At 62.6% G+C, this 18,755-nt stretch carries 17 protein-coding genes; 1 reads left to right on the forward strand and 16 read right to left on the reverse strand.

All coding sequences use genetic code 11. From position 1 onward, the window contains the following. Positions 1 to 204: 204 nt before the first annotated feature. From ACI48D_RS01140 to ACI48D_RS01160, 5 genes are all read right to left on the reverse strand, one after another. A complete protein-coding gene (locus ACI48D_RS01140; protein WP_435569370.1) occupies positions 205 to 993 on the reverse strand; it encodes a substrate-binding domain-containing protein in 789 nt (262 codons plus the stop codon). A 112-nt stretch (positions 994 to 1,105) separates the two neighbouring features. Next, entirely contained in the window at positions 1,106 to 2,098 is a 993-nt protein-coding gene (locus tag ACI48D_RS01145; RefSeq protein ID WP_435569371.1) for a branched-chain amino acid ABC transporter permease, read from the reverse strand. A gap of 20 nt (positions 2,099 to 2,118) precedes the next feature. After that, on the reverse strand, positions 2,119 to 3,003 hold the full coding sequence (locus tag ACI48D_RS01150; protein ID WP_435569372.1) for a branched-chain amino acid ABC transporter permease: 885 nt from the start codon (positions 3,001 to 3,003) through the stop codon (positions 2,119 to 2,121). Between the two features lie 132 nt (positions 3,004 to 3,135). Continuing rightward, the gene (locus tag ACI48D_RS01155) at positions 3,136 to 3,843 is read right to left on the reverse strand and encodes an ABC transporter ATP-binding protein (RefSeq protein WP_435569373.1); all 708 of its coding nucleotides are present in this window, start codon (positions 3,841 to 3,843) and stop codon (positions 3,136 to 3,138) included. Further along, positions 3,843 to 4,613, reverse strand: a complete 771-nt coding sequence (locus ACI48D_RS01160; protein WP_435569455.1) for an ABC transporter ATP-binding protein — start codon at positions 4,611 to 4,613, stop codon at positions 3,843 to 3,845. Before ACI48D_RS01160 ends, ACI48D_RS01155 begins: the two co-directional genes overlap by 1 nt. A 529-nt stretch (positions 4,614 to 5,142) precedes the next feature. On the opposite strand from ACI48D_RS01160, the gene ACI48D_RS01165 reads away from it, so the two are divergent. Further along, positions 5,143 to 6,498 (forward strand): porin, encoded by a 1,356-nt coding sequence (locus ACI48D_RS01165; RefSeq protein WP_435569374.1) that lies wholly within the window; start codon positions 5,143 to 5,145, stop codon positions 6,496 to 6,498. Positions 6,499 to 6,565: 67 nt separating this feature from the next. Here ACI48D_RS01165 and ACI48D_RS01170 read toward each other — a convergent pair whose 3' ends face one another. The 11 genes from ACI48D_RS01170 to badI all read right to left on the reverse strand — a co-directional run bounded on the left by ACI48D_RS01170 (position 6,566) and on the right by badI (position 18,741). Further along, positions 6,566 to 7,441, reverse strand: coding sequence for a MaoC/PaaZ C-terminal domain-containing protein (locus ACI48D_RS01170; protein ID WP_435569375.1), 876 nt, complete (start codon positions 7,439 to 7,441; stop codon positions 6,566 to 6,568). 99 nt (positions 7,442 to 7,540) lie between these two features. Beyond that, positions 7,541 to 8,797: an ABC transporter substrate-binding protein gene (locus tag ACI48D_RS01175; RefSeq protein WP_435569376.1), complete on the reverse strand. Its 1,257-nt coding sequence runs from the start codon at positions 8,795 to 8,797 to the stop codon at positions 7,541 to 7,543. A 201-nt stretch (positions 8,798 to 8,998) separates the two neighbouring features. Next, a complete protein-coding gene (locus tag ACI48D_RS01180; RefSeq protein WP_435569377.1) occupies positions 8,999 to 9,931 on the reverse strand; it encodes an electron transfer flavoprotein subunit alpha/FixB family protein in 933 nt (310 codons plus the stop codon). Positions 9,932 to 9,943: 12 nt separating this feature from the next. Then, positions 9,944 to 10,693: an electron transfer flavoprotein subunit beta/FixA family protein gene (locus ACI48D_RS01185; RefSeq protein WP_435569378.1), complete on the reverse strand. Its 750-nt coding sequence runs from the start codon at positions 10,691 to 10,693 to the stop codon at positions 9,944 to 9,946. A 43-nt stretch (positions 10,694 to 10,736) separates the two neighbouring features. Continuing rightward, positions 10,737 to 11,774 (reverse strand): zinc-binding dehydrogenase, encoded by a 1,038-nt coding sequence (locus ACI48D_RS01190; protein ID WP_435569379.1) that lies wholly within the window; start codon positions 11,772 to 11,774, stop codon positions 10,737 to 10,739. 42 nt (positions 11,775 to 11,816) lie between these two features. Then, positions 11,817 to 13,004 (reverse strand): acyl-CoA dehydrogenase, encoded by a 1,188-nt coding sequence (locus ACI48D_RS01195; RefSeq protein ID WP_435569380.1) that lies wholly within the window; start codon positions 13,002 to 13,004, stop codon positions 11,817 to 11,819. A 32-nt stretch (positions 13,005 to 13,036) separates the two neighbouring features. Continuing rightward, positions 13,037 to 14,197, reverse strand: a complete 1,161-nt coding sequence (locus ACI48D_RS01200; protein WP_435569381.1) for an acyl-CoA dehydrogenase family protein — start codon at positions 14,195 to 14,197, stop codon at positions 13,037 to 13,039. Positions 14,198 to 14,230: 33 nt separating this feature from the next. After that, positions 14,231 to 15,007: an enoyl-CoA hydratase gene (locus ACI48D_RS01205; RefSeq protein ID WP_435569382.1), complete on the reverse strand. Its 777-nt coding sequence runs from the start codon at positions 15,005 to 15,007 to the stop codon at positions 14,231 to 14,233. A gap of 46 nt (positions 15,008 to 15,053) precedes the next feature. Then, entirely contained in the window at positions 15,054 to 16,697 is a 1,644-nt protein-coding gene (gene aliA / locus ACI48D_RS01210) for a cyclohexanecarboxylate-CoA ligase (protein ID WP_435569383.1), read from the reverse strand. A 53-nt stretch (positions 16,698 to 16,750) separates the two neighbouring features. Next, positions 16,751 to 17,902, reverse strand: coding sequence for a cyclohexanecarboxyl-CoA dehydrogenase (gene aliB / locus ACI48D_RS01215; RefSeq protein ID WP_435569384.1), 1,152 nt, complete (start codon positions 17,900 to 17,902; stop codon positions 16,751 to 16,753). 56 nt (positions 17,903 to 17,958) lie between these two features. After that, positions 17,959 to 18,741 carry a 2-ketocyclohexanecarboxyl-CoA hydrolase gene (gene badI, locus ACI48D_RS01220; RefSeq protein ID WP_435569385.1) on the reverse strand — a complete coding sequence of 261 codons (783 nt, stop codon included), beginning with the start codon at positions 18,739 to 18,741 and terminating at the stop codon, positions 17,959 to 17,961. Positions 18,742 to 18,755 lie beyond the last annotated feature (14 nt).

Below are 18,755 nucleotides of genomic sequence, written 5' to 3' on the forward strand. Positions count from 1 at the left end.
CCTGTGGAAACTAATTTCCAAGAAGAAATGAAATAAAATGTAACAGGGGCGACACAGTTGATCGAATAGATCAGCTCGCCTAAACACCGGGCGAAGGTCGCCGGTCGCGGCGAACTGAAGACCATGATCATCGTTGCCGGCGCCACCGATGGCTACAAGGCCGCGTCTTCCTGAACCGAGCAGCAGTCATCCCTACAACGGCGCTCAGTTAAAGCCGTGCCGACGCAGGATTTCCTTGCCGGCCGGACTCAGCACGAAGGCGACAAAGCGCTCACCCGCGGCCGAGGATGGCGCAGCGCCGATTCCGTAAGCGCTGCGCACGTTCAGCGCGTCAGGAATGCGCAGCACGTTCAGGGCAGGTAGGGCGCGCAGGGTGCTCGCGGCGTTCGTACAATACATGACGTAGGCGTCCGCTTTGTCGTCCTCGAAGGTGGTCACGTAAGGCGGTTTCTGGCCGGGTGCGGGCGCACTCGCTCCCGACAGCTTCAGAGCCTTGGCGTCGAAGCGGGCGAAGGCCCCGGGCTGCTCCTTGTCGGCATTGCGGAAGAACTGCCAGGTGTAGTCGCCCATCGGATCGGACACCGGTGTCGAGGTGGCCAGCCGCACGGCCGGTTTCAACAGGGTCGCGACCAAGTTCGCCTCCGTCAGGCCTAGCCTCGGTGACGACACCACGCACAGGTCGTTGTAGGCGAAGGTGACGGAACGCGACAGCAGCAGCTTCGCGGCGAGCGTGTCGGTGTGCTTGACGTCTGCGGACGCGAACACGTCCACTTGGCGGCCCTGCTCGATGGTCTCACGCAGCTTGCTGGAGGGACCGTATAGCGCCGACATGCCGACGCCGGACTCCGTGCGGTAGGCCTCGCCCAGTTCGGTCATCGCTTCGCGCAGGCTGCCAGCGGCAAGCACCGTGATTTGGGGCATGTCCGCTGGTTCGGCGAAAACCAACGAAGCGTCAGCCAGCCCGAGCGCAGCAATGGCGATCTCCTTCTTCATGCTCCCTCCTATTGTCGAGCAAATGACGGCAGGCCATGATTTCGTATCCAAGCCTTAGCGCCATGTGTCTCGTTTTTCCTTCGCGTAGTCCTGATGGATGCCAGTCGTCCCGTCAGCCGGCTCGGGTATGAGGCATCGAGATCGCCCTGCGCTTCAGCGCAGCGCTGATCTCGCCTACGATTCCGCGGCGGAACAGCAGCACGCAGGCAATGAAGATCAGGCCGGTCACCATCCCCACCGATTCGCCCAGCGGCGCAAACCATTCGATGCCGGTTGTGTGCGCCAGGAAGACGCCGATGTCGCCCAACTTATTTTCCAGTGCGACGATGATGAAGGCGCCGACGAGCGGGCCGCCCAGCACCCCCATTCCCCCAACCAGGGTCATCAGGATCACGAGGCCGGACATGCTCCAATGCACGTCGGTCAGCGTCTCGAATCCCAGCACCAGCGTCTTGGTTGCGCCGGCGAGCCCTGCCAGCGCGGCCGACAGCACGAACGCCATCAGCTTGTAGCGGCCGACGTCGAACCCGAGCGAAACGGCACGCGGCTCGTTGTCCTTGATCGCCTTGAGCACCTGCCCGAATGGCGACTGGACGATGCGCACGATCAGCACGAAGCCGGCGAGGGCGATCGCCAGCACCAGGTAGTATAAAGTGATGTCATTCGACAGGTCGATCACGCCCAGCAGCTTGCCGCGCGGTACGCCTTGCAGGCCATCTTCGCCGTGGGTGAACGGCGCACGCAAGCAGCCGAAATACACCATCTGGGCCAGCGCCAGGGTGATCATCGAAAAGTAGATGCCCTGGCGGCGAATCGCCAGCAAGCCCATGACCAGGCCGGTCAGCGCCGCAGCGGCAACGCCCAGCAGGATGCCCAGCTCGGACGGCAAACCGAGCGCGCCGAGCGCGTGGCCGGTGACGTAGCCGGCGGTACCGAAGAAGGCTGCGTGGCCGAACGACAGCAGCCCGGTATAGCCGATCAGCAGGTTGAAGGCGCAGGCGAACAAGCCGAAGCACAGCAGCTTCATCAGGAACACGGGGTAGCCGATGAAGGGCGCGGCCAGCGCGATGGCAAACCCGATGAGATAGCCGATGTTTTTGTTCATGCAAAGCTCCGTTTCGATTGTTATTTCTCTTTGCCGAACAAGCCGGCAGGACGGGTCATCAGGACGACCACCATCACGACGAACACCACCACTTCCGACCCCTCCGGGTAGAACAGCCGGGTGAAGCCTTCGATGACGCCCAGGCCAAGGCCGGTCAGGACCGAACCCGTGATCGAACCCATGCCGCCGATCACTACGACGGCGAAGACGATGATGATCAAGTTCGAGCCCATCAGCGGCGTGACGTTGATGACCGGAGCCGCCAGCACTCCGGCAAAGCCGGCCAGGGCCACGCCGAATCCGTAGGTCAGCGTGACCATCAGCGGCACGTTGACGCCGAACGCTTCAACCAGTCTGGGGTTTTCGGTGCCGGCCCGCAGGTAGGCGCCGACTTTGGTCTTTTCGATGACGAACCAGGTCGCCAGGCAGATGCAGAGGGAGGCGAGCACGACCCAGGCGCGGTAGTTCGGCAGCATCATGAAGCCGAGGTTGGTGGCGCCCGCCAGCAGTTCCGGCACTTCCAGGGTCTGGCCCGATACACCGAAGTAGGAGCGGAACAGGCCTTCCAGCAGCAGGGCGATGCCGAAGGTGAGCAGCAAGCCGTACAAATGGTCGAGCTTGTAGAGCCGGCACAGCAAGGTCTTTTCGAGAATGATGCCGAACGCGCCAACCAGCAAGGGCGCGATGACCAGCATTGCCCAATAATTCAATCCGAACGTCGTCACGCCGATGAAGGCGATAAAGGCCCCCATCATATACAGGGCGCCATGCGCGAAGTTGATCACGTTCAGCAGGCCGAAAATGACGGCCAGGCCGAGCGAGAGCGTGGCATAGAACGAGCCGTTGACAAGGCCCAGCAGGAGCTGGCCCATCATTGCCTGGTGCGGGACGCCGAAGATTTCCATGGGAGAACAGTACAAAAAGCACTGCGTGCGCCAGTGCGGATTAAGTGGTGCAAAAGTGGGTCAGCCGGCGCAAGCCCGCATGACCCGGCTAATTGCCTTGGTCAAGCATCATTCGCGGTTGGGTGCCGGCTGCTAAACGCCCAACAGTTCGGTGAGGACCGGCATCCTGGCGTCCAATTCGGCCGCAGCGAAGTCCGCGACGATCTGGCCATGCTCCATCACATAAAACCGGTCGGCAAGGGGGGCGGCGAAGCGGAAATTCTGTTCCACCATCACGATGGTGTAGCCCTTGGCCTTGAGCGTGGTGATCATGCGGGCCAGGCCCTGCACGATGACCGGCGCCAGGCCTTCCGAGATTTCGTCGAGCAGCAGCAGGCGCGCGCCGGTGCGCAGGATGCGCGCCACGGCGAGCATCTGCTGCTCGCCGCCCGACAGCCGGGTGCCCTGGCTATGGCGGCGCTCATACAGGTTCGGGAACATCTGGTAGATTTCCTGCACCGACATACCTTTCCCGGCGCCGGCCAGCGCCGGCGGCAGCATCAGGTTTTCCTCGGTCGACAGCGAGGAGAAGATGCCGCGCTCTTCCGGGCAATAGCCGATGCCGAGGTGGGCGATCCGGTAGGTCGGCAGGCCGATCGACTCGGCGCCGCCCACCTTGACCGAGCCGGTGCGTTTGCCGGTAAGGCCCATGATCGCGCGCAGCGTGGTCGTGCGACCGGCCCCGTTGCGCCCCAGCAGGGTGACGACTTCGCCCTGCGCCACCGTCAAATTAACGTCATGCAGGATGTGGGATTCGCCATACCATGCGTGCAGCTTGCTTATCTGGAGCGCCGCGGCCATCAGTGCGCTCCTGCCTGCTCGGCGCTCGTGGTGCCCATGTACGCCTCCATTACACGAGGATCGTCCGATACCTCGGCGTAGCTTCCCTCGGCCAGCATGGCGCCGCGCTGCAGCACCGAGATACGGTCGCAAATGCCTGCGACCACGCTCATATTGTGTTCGACCATGAGGATCGTCCTGCCTGCGGATACCTTCTTGATCAGTGCGGTGACGCGATGCACGTCCTCGTGTCCCATGCCCTGGGTCGGTTCGTCGAGCAGCATCAGCTCGGGTTCCATTGCAAGGGTTGCGGCGATTTCGAGCGCGCGTTTGCGTCCGTACGGCATGTCGGCCGTGATGGTATCGGCAAAGCATGCCAGGTCGACTTCGTCGAGCAGCTGCATGGCGCGTTCGTTGAGCCGGCCCAGCGGCTTCCCGCTCGCCCAAAAATTGAACGAGGTGCCGATCCGGCGCTGCAAACCGATGCGCACGTTCTGCAGCACCGTCAGGTTAGGAAAAACGGCCGAGATCTGGAACGAACGAATGATGCCCATGCGGGCGATCTGGGCCGGCCTGGCTGCCGTGATATCGCGGCCGTTGAACAGGATCTGGCCCGACGTGGGGGAAAGGAATTTTGTCAGCAGGTTGAAACAGGTGGTCTTGCCGGCGCCGTTGGGGCCGATCAGGGCATGGATATGGCCGCGCTGCACCTTGAGGTCGACCTGGCTTACTGCGGCGAACCCCTTGAACTCCTTGCTCAGCTTGCGCGCCTCCAGAATCGTGTCCGGCATGGATTCCCTTTCGATGTGATGAGCGTTCAATTTCTTCATTAAGCAGCGATGCGTCAAGCTTCCCTGTCCACGCCAAATCCTGCTTGAGACGAAGGATTGCTGAGGCGCCTGGTCTTGAAATCGGCCTCGTTACGCCTCAACGGTCCCAGCTTTTTGAGACAATATATTGTTATATTTAGAAGCTTGCAAGTAAATTCGCAGGTGCGAGTCTCTTCATTTTCTTCGTTAAAAACGCCGGCATGCGCCTGAGGGCGTGGCTTTCAAGCCAGTTTTTCGACGTTGATGGGTCTTTGACGGGGAGGGCCCTTGGCTGTTGTTGCGTACTTACATAGTTTTAATCAGTAATTTAGGTAAATATGTTGACATTACTGGGAAGGGCTTCTTATGATTCTTCCATTGCCTGGCCAGAACTGAAAGCGCCATTCATATCCTCCGTTCGTATGTCGAGTAGCACCCGATTCAGCGCGCATGCGACAGCTGAATTGATTCACCCAATGCCATTTTGCAACTAATAATCAAGGAGACAAGCATGACGTTTAGCAATCAATATCTGCCCAAATTGACACCCCTGGCAGTTGGCATACTGGCATTGACGATGTCCATCCCGGCCTTCGCTGAAACGGAGATCGAAGCCTTGCGTCGCGAGGTGGCGGAACAAAGGCTGCTGATCCAGAAGATTTTGGCGGCACAGGAAGCGCAAAAAGGACAGGATATCCAGACGGGCGGTCCCAGCCGAGGGACGGGCCTGCAGGCGGGCGTACCTACTGGGCCGGCCGTTCCTGTCTTGACGATCTATGGCGTCCTCGACGTCGATGTGTCGCACGCCGACAGCGGGTTCGGCCACAAGACCAATATCGGTTCCGGCGGCTATACGGCACCGCGCCTGGGCATCAAGGGCGAAAAAAATCTCAGCGACGATATCAAGGCGGTCTATTTGATGGAGGCGGGACTATCGGTGAGTACGGGCACGGTCGGCACCGGAACCCCGGCCCTGGGCGTCAATAACACGGTCGCTTCCACCGGCGGGCTGACCAGTGGGGGGACGCAGTTCTTCTCCCGCCAGATTTACGCCGGCCTGAAGCTTCCGATCGGCACCATTACCGCCGGCCGCCAATATGCCGGATCCTACCTCGCTTCCGTTTCCGAAAGCACGGCGATGGGGGCGGGCCTGTATGGATCGTCGGCCACTTTCCTGCCGGTGATCGCCAGCATGCCGACCAGGCTGAACAACTCGCTGGTCTACGTCTCGCCGAAAATTGGCGGCGTCACCGGGCAGCTCACCCTGACCTCGGGTGTGGGGAACAATGTCGACACGGTTACGGGCACAGCGACCAACTCGACTACGGACCGGGCCGGCCGAGGCGGCGATCTGGCCGTGTTTTATGCTGCCGGGCCCGTCAAGGCAGCATTGACGACCTGGCGTGTGCGCAATGCCAGCTTCAATCCCTCGCTTGGCGAAACCGGTCTGGCGACCCGCAAGGGTTTCCAGGTCGGGGCGAATGTCGACTTCCGCGTGGCGCGGATTTATGCAACCTATGTCCATGGCAAGATTACCGGCGGAGGGTATGAAAAGGGCACGAAGTCGCTGTCGGATGCGTCCGGCTGGAGCGTCAGCGCCGGGGTACCTGTTGCCGGCGGCACGATCCTCGCGAGCTATACGCGGGTGGACGACAAGTCGCTGATACCGAACAAGGATGCCAACCTGGCCGGCGTGGCCTATATCTACAAGGTGCTCGACGCCACCACCTTGTATGGGAGCTGGGGCCAGATGCGCAACAAGAGCAATGCTGCTTACAGCCTGTCCAACGGCGGCGACCTCGTCGGTGTTGCCGTTCCAGGGTTTAATCCATCCGGATTCATGGTCGGCCTGAATCAGGTGTTCTGATCCATTTGACGAAGCGCTTCGCGGCCATGACTTGTTCGGTCATGGCCGCAATCGGCACCGGCTGGTGCTAAGTGCGCCTGCAGCGCGCATAGCCATTGTCGAGTACTACCAAGTTGCGCTCCAGCACGCGGACCCGGAAAAACACCTCCACGCCGCGGCGCCAGATTTCAGCCCGGAGAGTCTCCCCGGGGAACACCGGCGCGGAAAAACGGGCATTGATCACTTCAAGCCGCGCAGCCTCATAATTGCAGCAGGTTCGCAAAATCGCATGACCGGCTACTCCGAACGTCGCCAGCCCATGCAGGATCGGACGGGCAAAGCCGGCTGCCTGCGCAACTGCCGGGTCGGCGTGCAAAGCGTTCGAATCGCCCGATAGTCGATACAACAACGCCATGTCGGCCCGTGTCGGCAGGTCGCAGATGAGATCGGGCGGGACCGGCGGGATTGCCGCCGGCACTGAGGCGATCTGGTCGCTGGGCTGGCCTTGCGCGCTGTAGCCGCCATTGCCGCGGCAGAAATAGCTCTGGCGTACCGTCGCCAGTATCTCATCCGACAGCTGGTCCGATACCAGGGTTTCGAATGTCACCAGTGCGCCCTTGCCGGCGCCCTTGTCGCTGATGCCGGTTACGCGCGTACGTCCGACGACGCTCGCTGCGGCCGGCAAAGGCCGGTGCAGGGTGAGGCTCTGCTCGGCGTGCAGGGTCCGAACCCAGTCGATCCCGGTCGCGGGATGCCGGATCCACAAGCCGGGCGTTGCCAACACCACGGCCATGGTCGGCACGGCATGCAGGTCTTTCTCATAGACGAACCGGAGCTGGGAAGGGTGAAGCGGGTCCATGCCGAACCCGAGGCTGAGCGCGTAGAGCATCGCGTCTTTTTCGGTGTACGTATGCCGAACCTCCGGGAAGGGCCAATTCAAGATCTTGTGATAATCGAGTTCCATGTGCCGCAAGCCTTCCGGTGCTGAACTGCCAGAGAAAATGTCGAGGAGGCGGCCCGCAGCGCCTCGCCTGGCATGCGGTCCGCCGTTCCAGGGTCCGGCCTAGTGCCGTACCAGCTTGCACTTTGACTCGGCTAGTGGCAGGGAGGAGTCAGCGGCCGAGATGACTTTTCGTACGTGGTAATAGTCCCATGGCTCCTTCGACTCGCCTGGCTTTTTCACTTCCAGCAGCAGCATCTCATGCGCGAACTTGCCATCGGCACGAATGTTTCCCTTGAATAGGCCATCGTCAATCGGGGTCGATTTCAAGTACTTCATGACCGTCGCCATGTCGTCGGTGCCGGTCTTGTTGATCGCCTGGAGATAGTTCAATACGGACGAATACACGCCGGCCTGCGCCATGCTCGGCATTTTTTTCGTCTTTTCGAAGAAACGGCGCGACCAGGCCCGGGTCTTGTCGTCGCGATTCCAGTAGAAGCCTTCGGTCAGCGTCAAGCCCTGAGCGGTTTTCAAACCCAAGGTATGGACATCGTTGATGAACAGCACGATAGGCACGATGGTCTGGGTTTTGTTGACACCATATTCGGCGGCCTGCCGGATCGCCAGGATCGTATCCTGGCCGCCGTTGGCCAGGGCAATCACATCGGCCTTGGATGCCTGGGCCGTCAGCAGGAACGAAGAGAAATCGGAGGCAGGGAAGGGATGCTTCGCCACGCCCAGCACCTTGCCACCGCTCGCAAGGATCACTTGGCTGGCGCTGTTGGTCATCGCGGCGCCGGCGGCGTAGTCGGCGGCGATGAAATACCAGTTTTTCTTGCCCGTTTGTACGATCGCCTTGGAGGTGCCAGCAGCGAGTCCGTAGCTGTCGTAGACCCAGTGCACGGTATTTGCGTTGCAGCGCTCGTTGGTAATTGGCAGCGACGCGGCGCCGGAGACCAACACCATTTTTCCCTTTTGCTCCGCGACGTCCATGACCGCGAGCGCCACGCTGGTGGTCACCAATTCGACGATGACGTCCACCTTCTCCTTGTCGAACCATTCGCGTGCACGCGTGGCCCCGATGTCAGGCTTGTTCTGATGATCGGCGCTGACGACTTCGATCTTCTTGCCCTGCACCGTACCGTCTCTTGAAAAATCCGCGACCGCCATCTTGGCGGCCGTCACGGCACCGGCACCGCCGAATTCGCTGTAGCCTCCGGTCATGTCGGTCAGGACGCCGATCTTCACCACGCCGTCGCTGATCTTTTCCTGTGCCGCCACGGGTAAGCTCAACAACATCGCGCCGATACCGCCGGCAATACCCGCCAGGCTCGCCCGGGCAAGGGCGGGTCTTTTATCTTGTCGTTGTAATTTTTTCATGCTTGTCTCCATGATTTGCCGTTTTCCCGGCGCTTGTATAAGGGAAGGTCCATCGGTGATTCGAAAAAAGCACTGATGCGGCGGCCGTGAGAAAGACAGGTCCGCCCGCCGGCCGTACAAGGCTGCTACCGCTGGCGGCGGCCATTCGCCGAGGCCCGTTTGCAGGCCGCGCGCCATGGTGTCATGCGGTCTCGCGCGGGCTCATAAGGCGCTGACCAGTTCCGGCACCGCGACGAACAGATCCGCTACCAGTCCATAGTCGGCCACGCTGAAGATGGGCGACTCCGGGTCCTTGTTGATCGCCACGATCACTTTCGCATCCTTCATCCCGGCCAAGTGCTGGATGGCGCCGGAAATCCCGACCGCGATGTACAGCTGCGGCGCGACGATCTTGCCGGTCTGCCCGACCTGCAAGTCGTTCCGGGCGTAGCCCGCATCGACCGCCGCACGGCTGGCACCAATGGCCGCGCCCAGCTTGTCGGCCAGCGGTGTCACCACCTCATCGAATTTTTCGGCGCTGCCCAGGCCGCGCCCGCCGGAGACGACGATGCCGGCGGCGGTAAGTTCGGGGCGGTCGCTGCGGGCAATCTCGCTGCTGACGAAATTCAGCTTTTCGCTGCCGGCGACGGCACCGATCGCTGCCACCGCCGCTGCGCCGCCGGTGGCTGCCGCCGCGTCGAACGCGGTCGTGCGGACCGTGATGACCTTGATGGCGTCAGCGCTCCGGACGGTAGCAATAGCGTTTCCGGCGTAAATCGGGCGCTCGAAGCTGTCTGCGCTGACGACATGGGTGATTTCGCTGATCTGCGCGACGTCAAGCCTGGCCGCTACCCTCGGCGCGATGTTCTTGCCGCTGGCGGTGGCGGGAAAGAGTATGTGGCTGTAATTGCCCGCAATCGCCAGCACCTGGTCCGCGATGTTTTCTGCCAGCCCATGCGCAAACGCCGGGCTGTCGGCATGCAGTACCTTGCTGACTCCGGCGATCCGGCTTGCCGCGCCGGCAGCACCGCCGGCATCGCTGCCGGCGACCAGCACGTGGACTTCGCCGCCGCAGGCCGCAGCGGCGGTGACGGTGTTGAGGGTCGCCCCCTTGATCGAATGGTGTTCGTGTTCGGCCACGACAAGTACGGTCATGTGAATCGCTCCTTAGATGACTTTGGCTTCGAGTCGAAGTTTGGCGACCAGGGTCGCGACGTCGGGCACCATGACGCCGGCGCCGCGCCCGGCTGGCTCGCGCACGCCGAGGGTCGTCAGGCGCGGCGCCACGTCCACACCCAGTTCGGCCGGCGTGATGGTTTCCAGCGGCTTTTTCTTGGCCTTCATGATGTTGGGCAGGGTCACGTAGCGCGGCTCGTTGAGGCGCAAGTCGGTGGTGATGATCGCTGGCAGCGACAGCGACAGGATTTCCAGTCCGCCGTCGATTTCGCGCGTGACCCTGACCCTGCCGTCGGCCAGCTCAAGCCTGGAGGCAAAGGTGGCCTGGGGCAGGCCGGCGAGGGCGGCCAGCATCTGGCCGGTCTGGTTGCAGTCGTCGTCGATGGCCTGCTTGCCCAGGATGATGAGGCCGGCGTGCTCGCGGTCCTGCAGGGCCTTGAGCAGCTTGGCCACGCCCAGCGGCTCCAGCGCCGCGCTGGTCTCGACCAGGATGCCGCGATCGGCGCCGATGGCCATGGCCGTGCGCAGCGTTTCCTGGCACTGGCTGACGCCGCAGGACACCGCCACGACTTCGCTGGCCAGGCCGGCTTCCTTCAGGCGCACCGCTTCTTCGACGGCGATTTCGTCGAACGGGTTCATGCTCATCTTGACGTTGGCGATGTCGACGCCGCTGCCGTCCGCCTTGACCCGGACTTTGACGTTGTAGTCGACCACGCGTTTGACCGGCACTAGTATTTTCATGGCTGCTCCCTTGCTAGGAAAAGTGAGTTGAATCGACGCCCCATCATGGTTCGCCGATGGTGATGGCGATCTTGCCGAATTGACGGGCGGCTTCCAGTTCGTTGAGTGCCGCATGGACCTCGTCCATCGGGTAGCTCGACGAGATCACCGGGCGCAGTCCGGTCCGTTCGGTGAACGCCAGCAAATTCTGGAATTCATCGAGGTCGCCCAGGGTCGAGCCGAAAATCTGTAGCTGGCGGATGAAAATGCGGCGCAGGTCGGCTGCCGGCTGGTCGCCGCTGGTGGCGCCACAAGTGACGATGCGGCCACCCCGAACCAGCGATTTGAGCGCACTCGACCATACCGCCTGGCCGACGTTTTCGATGACGACATCGACGCCGCGTCCGCCGGTCAAAGCCATCACCTGTTTCGCGATGTCCTGCTTCGTCCCATTGATCGCGTAGGTCGCTCCCATCGCCAATGCCCGCTCCAGTTTGGCAGCGTCGCGCGAGGTGACGATGACACGGTTTCCCGCCAGTCTGGCAAGCTGCAGCGCGGCCAGCGACACGCCACCGCCGATGCCGAAGATGAGCACGGTCTCCCACGGCTTGATCTGCGCTTTGGTGAACAGCATGCGCCAGGCCGTCAGGTGGTTCACGCCCAGCGCCGCAGCCTGGGCAAAGTCCAGCGACGCGGGCATCGGAAAAACATTGCGCGCGGGCAGGCAGACATATTCGGCAAGGGTGCCGTCACGGTGCTCTCCGAGATACTTGATACTGGTGCACAGCACGCCTTCGCCACGCTGGCAGAATTCACAGCGAGCGCACCCGATACCAGGGTGTAGCACCACGCGCTGGCCCGGTTCCAGCAGCGTCTCGTCCGGGTCGGTCTCTTCGACGATCCCGGCGCCATCGAGTCCCATAATGTGCGGCAAGCCGTGCGTGATGCCTGCGCCACTGTCGCGCATGTAGAGGTCGACCCGGTTCAGGGTGGCCGCCACCATGCGCACCAGGACTTCGCCGCGGCCACGCAGCGGCCTGGGTCGCTCGCCGACCCGCACGACTTCATTGCCACCGTGGCCGGTAATGAATACTGCTTTCATGCTGTCTCCTCCGCCAATGTCCGAATGTGTCGTCGTGTTTTTTTAAAAAGCCGCAATTCCCGTGATCGCCCGGCCGAGAATCAGCGCATGCACGTCGTGCGTGCCCTCATAGGTGTTGACCACTTCCAGGTTGACCAAGTGACGGATCACGCCGAACTCGTCGCTGATGCCGTTGCCACCCATCATGTCGCGGGCGATACGCGAAATCTCCAGGGCCTTGCCACATGAGTTGCGCTTCAGGATCGAGGTGATCTCGACCGCCGCCGTGCCTTCGTCTTTCATACGCCCGAGGCGCAGGCAGCCTTGCAGCCCGAGCGTAATGTCAGTCAGCATGTCGGCCAGTTTTTTCTGGATCAGCTGGTTGGCCGCCAGTGGCTTGCCGAACTGCTGACGGTCGAGCACGTACTGGCGCGCACGGTGGAAGCAGTCTTCCGCGGCGCCCAGCGCGCCCCAGGCGATGCCGTAGCGGGCCGAATTAAGGCAGGTAAAGGGGCCTTTCAAGCCACGCACTTCCGGGAAGGCGTTCTCCTCGGGGCAGAACACCTCGTCCATGACAATTTCGCCGGTAATGCTGGTACGCAGGCCCACCTTGCCGTGAATTGCCGGTGCGGACAGCCCTTTCCAGCCCTTCTCCAGCACGAAGCCGCGAATGGCGCCTGCGTCGTCCTTGGCCCACACCACGAACACGTCGGCAATCGGGCTGTTGGTAATCCACATTTTGGCGCCGCTGATGCTGTAGCCGCCCGGCACTGTCTTGGCGCGGGTGACCATGCCGCCGGGATCGGAGCCATGGTTCGGTTCGGTCAGGCCGAAACAGCCGATGTATTCGCCCGTAGCAAGCTTGGGCAGGTACTTCTGCTTTTGCGCCTCGGTGCCGAACTCGTTGATCGGCACCATGACCAGCGACGACTGCACGCTCATCATCGAACGGTAGCCGGAGTCGACCGCTTCCACCTCGCGTGCGGCCAGGCCGTAGCAGACGTAATTGAGACCGGAGCCGCCGTAGGCTTCGGGGATGGTGACGCCGAGCAAGCCAAGTTCGCCCATCTCGCGAAAGATCGCCGGGTCGGTGTGCTCTTGGCGAAACGACTCGAGCACACGCGGGGCCAGGGCTTGCTGGCTGTACGCGCGCGCCGCATCGCGCACCTGGCGTTCATCGCCGCTGAGCTGGTGCTCGAGCAGCAGCGGGTCACTCCACTGGAAGGCGGTGCGTTGGTGGTGTAAGGTCATGGCGGTCTTTCAAAAATAGGATCGAAGGGCGGTCAGTCGTCGCGCATCAGGTGGCGGCCGATGATCAATTGCTGGATTTGGGTGGTGCCTTCATACAAGCGCAGCAGCCGTACGTCGCGGTAGAAACGTTCCACCTTGTATTCGTTGATGTAGCCCGCGCCGCCGTGCACCTGGACGCCGCGGTCGGCCACGCGCCCGGCCATTTCGGTGCAAAACATCTTGGCGCAGGAGGCGCGCATGCCGACATCGGGATCGAATTGGCCGGCCGGCTTTGCGTCATAGCGCCTGGCGCAGTCCTGGACCATCGACCAGCCCGCATACAGCTCCGCCTGGCTGTCGGCCAGCATGGCTTGGACCAGCTGGAAGTCGCCAATGCGCTTGCCGAATTGCTTGCGCTCACGGGCATAGCCTACCGACTCGTCGAGCACCCGTTGCGCGACGCCGCACGACAGCGCGGACACATGCAAGCGTCCACGGTCGAGCACTTTCATGGCCGTCTTGAAGCCTTTGCCGGGGACGCCCCCGATGATGTTAGCGGCCGGCACGCGAACGTTTTCCAGGATGACGTCGCAGGTCTTGGTGCCGCGCTGGCCCATCTTCTTGTCGGGCTTGCCCAGGCTGATGCCCGGCAGGTCGGACGGCACGATGAACGACGAGATCCCGCCCGCTCCCGCGTCGCCGGTGCGCGCCATCAGCGTGAAGGCGCCGGCGCGCGGGGCGTTGGTGATGTAGCGTTTGACGCCATTGAGGACGTAATGGTCGCCGTCCAGCTCGGCCCGGGTCTTCAAGGCGGCTGCATCGGATCCGGCGTCCGGTTCTGTCAACGCGAACGACATGATCAATTCGCCGCTGGCCACGCGCGGCAGGAAGGCCTGTTTCTGTGCCTCGGTACCGTCCATCAGGATGCCCTGCGAGCCGATGCCAACATTGGTGCCGAACACGGAACGAAAGGCCAGCGCCGTCTGCCCCAGTGCAAAGGCGACCTGGCACTCTTGCTGCATCGACAGGCCGATGCCGCCATATTCCTCGGGGATGGACAGGCCGAACAGGCCCATCTCTTTCATTTCCTCGACGATGGCCGACGGCACCTCGTCGAGTTCCTCCACGATGTTTTCGGCCGGTACCAGGCGCTCGCGGATGAAGCGCTGGACCGCGGCAAGCAGGAGCTCGAACGATTCGGTATCTAATGACATGGTGGCTGGTCCGTTCGTAAAAAGGGGAGGTGCTTAACGGTGTTGTACCGTCGGCTTGCGTTTGTCGAGGAAGGCGGCCATGCCCTCGTGCGCGTCGAGGCTGGCAAAACGCGCATGCATCTGGCGCCGTTCGAATGCGATGCCTTCCGCCAGCGAGCCCTCGAAGGCGCGGCTAATCGATTCCTTGATCGCCATCAGTGCAGGCAAGGAGAAGCTGGCGATCTTGGTGGCGAGGGCGATGCTTTCGCTGCGCAAGGCGGACGCCGGCACCACGCGCGATACCAGGCCGTAGCGGTCGGCCTCGGCCGCATCGAGTGTGCGGGCGGAGAGGCACATGTCCATCGCCTTGGCCTTGCCGATCGACAGCGGCAGGCGCTGGGTGCCACCGGCGCCGGGCATCATGGCAAGCGTAATCTCGGGCAAGGAAAACCTCGCGCTGTCGGCGGCGATCACGATGTCGCAGGCCAGCGCCAGTTCGCAGCCGCCGCCGAAGGCGAAGCCCGCCACGGCAGCGATCACCGGCTTGCGTATCTGGCGCAGGGTCTCCCAATTGCGGGTAATGAAGTCGCTGCGGTAGACATCCATATAGGTCCAGTGCGCCATCGCCGCGATGTCGGCCCCGGCTGCAAAGGCCTTCTCGTTGCCGGTGATGACGATCGCGCCGATGGCCTCGTCGGCATCGAACGCCAGCAGCGCGCAGCCCAGGGCCTCCATCAAGGCATCGTTGAGGGCATTCATTTGCCTGGGCCGGTTCAGCGTGATCACGCCGACGCGGCCGATGGTCTCGAGCAAAACGGGGGACTCGTCCATGGCGTTTCCTTTCAGGGCGGGATGGGGAGGAGGTGGCATGGAAAGCTCAAATCTCGCCGTTGGCTATCATGTCGCGCAGCCGGAATTTCTGAATCTTTCCGGTCGGCGTGGTCGGCAAGGCATCACGCACGATCAGGCGCTCGGGGATATATTGGATGGCGACCTTCTGTTCTTTCAGGAACGCCACGATCGATGCGTGGTCGACGCTTTGGCCCGGCTTGGGGATCACGATGGCGCAAGCTCTTTCGCCCAGCCGCTCGTCGGGATACGCGACGATAACGACCGTCGCCACCGCCGGATGCCGGTACAGCATCGTTTCGATTTCGATGACCGGGATGTTCTCGCCGCCGCGGATGATCACATCCTTGCTGCGCCCGGTGATGCGGACATAGCCCTTGGCGTCGATACTGGCCTTGTCGCCGGTGTCGAACCAACCATCGGCATCGGTGGCGTTGAATTGCGGACGATGCAGGTAGCCGCCAAAATTCGAGCAGGTGCGCAGCATCAACTGGCCGGACACACCGGACGGCAGCGCGTGGCCGTTGCCGTCGACCACCTTCAGCTCAACGCCAGGCAGCGGGAAGCCGTCACTGTTGACCGAGCGCTCGTCGTCGTCGTCGAGGGCGGTCATGGTGACCGCGCCGTTTTCGCTCATGCCCCATGCGGAGATAATCTTGGTGCCCAAGGTCTTGCGCGCCTTTTCGACCAGCGGACCTGGAATCGGCGCGCCGGAACAAACAAAGGTACGCAGGGTCGGAATACTGTCGCCCGTTTCCGCCACCGTCCTGGCGAGGTCGGTGAGGAAGGGCGTCGATGCCATGGTGAAGGTGGCGCCATATTCCCGGATCACCTGGACGGCCTTGACGGGATCCCAGATATCCTGCAGCACGGCGCTGGCCTTGAGCATGATGGGCATCATCAGCCCGTACATGAACCCGGTCTGATGCGCCATCGGCGAGGCCATCAGCACCACGTCATCGGAGCCCAGCTGCACCCGCGCCGCATAGGCGCTGATGTTGGACATGGTGGTGTTCGACGTGTGCATCACACCCTTCGGTTCACCGGTCGTGCCCGACGTGTAGATCAGTTGCGTGACGTCGTCCGGCCCCGGTCGATGACGGCGCAGGATCTCCTGGGCGTCAGGTGCACTTTCCCACGCCGGTTTGCTGAGCAGCGCCTCGAAGCTGTTGGCGCCGCTGCCGCCCACGACCACCACATGCTGCAGGTCCGGCAAGGACGGCTGCAAGCCGGTCAGCATCGCCTCGAAGTCGAAACCGCGAAAGATCTTGGGAATGATCATGACCTTGGTCCCCGCATGCTTGAGCATGAAGGACAGCTCACGCTCGCGGAAGATGTGCATCAGCGGATTCAGCACCGCACCGATGCGCGAACAGGCAAGGTAGGTCAGCGTGACCTGCCAGGAGTTGGGAAGTTGGCACGACACCACATCGTTCGAGCCGACCCCGAGGCGCGTCAAGCCGACGGCGATCCGATCGGCCATCGCCGCCATCTCGCGGTAAGTAAAACGGGTGGGCGCTGATCCGTCCACCTGGACTGCCGTCAGGGCGACCTTGTCCGGCATGCTTGCGACGCAGTCGTCCAGGTAGTCGTTGATGGTCCGGTCGTGCCACAGGCCTTGGGCAATGCAGGCCGCACGCCGCTGCGGGATCAGGATTGGATCGAAGTTCATGGTTTGTCTCCTAGGTTTTTTATTTGAACGGCTGCCGCACGGGCGGCCGATGCCTACAGCGGAACCGCCGTACGCCCGGCGCGCGTACGGGCAACGATGGTCTTCATGATCTGGGCTGTGCCGTCGCCGATCTGGAAGCCCAGCACATCGCGCAGACGCTGCTCCATTGGGCCGTGGTCGTAGCCGCCATGGCCGAAACTCAGCAAACACTGGTGGATGGCGTCGTAGGCCAGCTTGGGGGCCCACCACTTGCACATGGCGGCTTCGGCGGTATGCGGCAGGCCCTTATCCTTGAGCCAAAGCGCCTGCAGACACAGCAGCCGCGCCGCGGCCACCTGCGTGTCAAAGTCGGCCAGCGGGTGTGAGACGCCCTGGAATGCCGACAAGGGCTTGCCGAAGGCTTCGCGCTGCGCCACGTACTCCCAGGTTTCTTCCAGCGCGACACGCGCCACCGCCAGCACCTGCAGGCCAATCAGGGCACGGGAAAAATCGAATCCCTGCATCACCTGCACGAAGCCCTTGCCCTCCTCGCCCAGCAGGTGGTCTGCAGGCACCCTGACGTTCTCGAAAAACAGCGAACCACGGCCGATTGCGCGCTGGCCGTGGCAGTCGAAGCGGTTGCGGGTAATACCCGGCAAATCCATCGGCACCAGGATGGCGGACACACCATGGGCGCCCGACGCCACCGGTCCGGTGCGGGCGAACACGACAGCAGCATCGGCCTGGTCGGCGGCGGAGATGGAAGTTTTCTCGCCGTTGAGCACGTAGTGGTCGCCGACACGTTCCATCTTCAAGCGCAGGTTGCCGGCATCCGAACCGCCGCGCGGCTCGGTCAAGGCGATCGCCAGCAATGCCTCGCCACGCGTGAGCCTGGCCAGCCAGGGCGCAACCACTTCCGGTCTGCCGTGCTGCGCCAGAATCTGGCCGTTCAGCGACGCCAGCAAATTGATATAGGAAATGCTGAGGTCGGCACGCGCGATCTCCTCATGGATCACGCCGGCCGCCAGGCAGCCCATGCCCTGGCCGCCATACTGTTCGGGCAACTCAGGCGCGATGAACCCCATCTCGCCCATCTCCCGCATCAGCGAGCGTTCCAGTACGCGGGTCTTGTCACGTTCAAGAAAACCCGGCGCCACCCGCCCGGCAGCAAAGCGACGCGCATGCTCCGAAAGCGCGGCAAGGTCGTCGTCAATATAGGGATTCATCATGTCTCCTGTGGCGATTCCAAAAGCGGGCACTGCGTCAGCTTTGCCGGCGCGGCTTACTTGGCGTATTTGCGGAAGTCGGGTTTACGCTTTTCTTTCAACGCATTCACGCCTTCGCGCGACTCTTCCGTGTCGTAATAGAGCTTGAGCGCATACATGCCCAAGCCGGCGATGCCGCTTTGGTGCGCGGTGTCCGCATTGAAGCTGCGCTTGGCGATGGCCAGCGCGGTGGGGCTGCGCTCGCAAATCTCTTCAGCCCACTTCTGCACCTCGGCATCCAGCTCATCATGCGGCACGCAGACGTTGGCCAGGCCCATGGCCACGGCTTCGGCGCCGGAGTAGCGGCGGTTCAGGTACCAGATCTCGCGCGCTTTTTTCTCGCCGACCACGCGGGCCAGAAATGCCGTGCCGTAGCCTGGGTCGACCGAGCCCATCTTGGGGCCGACCTGGCCGAACTGCGCCTTGTCGGAGCAGATGGTCAAATCGCAAATCGTGCACAACACGTTGCCGCCGCCGATCGCGTAACCCTGCACGCGCGCAATGACCGGCTTGGGCACATCGCGGATGGCGGTGTGCAACTCTTCCATCGGCAGACCAATGGTGCCGCGGCCGTCGTAATTGCCGTTATGGGCAGATTGGTCGCCGCCGGTGCAGAATGCCTTGTCGCCGGCGCCGGCCAGCACGATCGCGCCGACGCCCCTGTCATAGCCGGCGCGGTTCAGGGCCTTGATGATCTCGTCGCAGGTCTGGCCGCGGAAGGAGTTCATCTTGTCGGGCCGGTTGATCGTGATCCAGGCGACGCCGTTGCGTACTTCGTAAAGGATGTCTTCGAATTCCATGCTGTGCTCCAGTG

This window comes from Massilia sp. LXY-6, from assembly GCF_051233485.1.
Taxonomy (GTDB): Bacteria; Pseudomonadota; Gammaproteobacteria; order Burkholderiales; family Burkholderiaceae_D; genus Telluria.

Coding starts and splice junctions, on each gene's coding strand:
- ACI48D_RS01140 (WP_435569370.1), bottom strand. CDS start 993: ATGAAGAAGGAGATCGCCATTGCTGCGCTCGGGCTGGCTGACGCTTCG.
- ACI48D_RS01145 (WP_435569371.1), bottom strand. CDS start 2,098: ATGAACAAAAACATCGGCTATCTCATCGGGTTTGCCATCGCGCTGGCC.
- ACI48D_RS01150 (WP_435569372.1), bottom strand. CDS start 3,003: ATGGAAATCTTCGGCGTCCCGCACCAGGCAATGATGGGCCAGCTCCTG.
- ACI48D_RS01155 (WP_435569373.1), bottom strand. CDS start 3,843: ATGGCCGCGGCGCTCCAGATAAGCAAGCTGCACGCATGGTATGGCGAA.
- ACI48D_RS01160 (WP_435569455.1), bottom strand. CDS start 4,613: ATGCCGGACACGATTCTGGAGGCGCGCAAGCTGAGCAAGGAGTTCAAG.
- ACI48D_RS01165 (WP_435569374.1), top strand. CDS start 5,143: ATGACGTTTAGCAATCAATATCTGCCCAAATTGACACCCCTGGCAGTT.
- ACI48D_RS01170 (WP_435569375.1), bottom strand. CDS start 7,441: ATGGAACTCGATTATCACAAGATCTTGAATTGGCCCTTCCCGGAGGTT.
- ACI48D_RS01175 (WP_435569376.1), bottom strand. CDS start 8,797: ATGAAAAAATTACAACGACAAGATAAAAGACCCGCCCTTGCCCGGGCG.
- ACI48D_RS01180 (WP_435569377.1), bottom strand. CDS start 9,931: ATGACCGTACTTGTCGTGGCCGAACACGAACACCATTCGATCAAGGGG.
- ACI48D_RS01185 (WP_435569378.1), bottom strand. CDS start 10,693: ATGAAAATACTAGTGCCGGTCAAACGCGTGGTCGACTACAACGTCAAA.
- ACI48D_RS01190 (WP_435569379.1), bottom strand. CDS start 11,774: ATGAAAGCAGTATTCATTACCGGCCACGGTGGCAATGAAGTCGTGCGG.
- ACI48D_RS01195 (WP_435569380.1), bottom strand. CDS start 13,004: ATGACCTTACACCACCAACGCACCGCCTTCCAGTGGAGTGACCCGCTG.
- ACI48D_RS01200 (WP_435569381.1), bottom strand. CDS start 14,197: ATGTCATTAGATACCGAATCGTTCGAGCTCCTGCTTGCCGCGGTCCAG.
- ACI48D_RS01205 (WP_435569382.1), bottom strand. CDS start 15,007: ATGGACGAGTCCCCCGTTTTGCTCGAGACCATCGGCCGCGTCGGCGTG.
- aliA (WP_435569383.1), bottom strand. CDS start 16,697: ATGAACTTCGATCCAATCCTGATCCCGCAGCGGCGTGCGGCCTGCATT.
- aliB (WP_435569384.1), bottom strand. CDS start 17,902: ATGAATCCCTATATTGACGACGACCTTGCCGCGCTTTCGGAGCATGCG.
- badI (WP_435569385.1), bottom strand. CDS start 18,741: ATGGAATTCGAAGACATCCTTTACGAAGTACGCAACGGCGTCGCCTGG.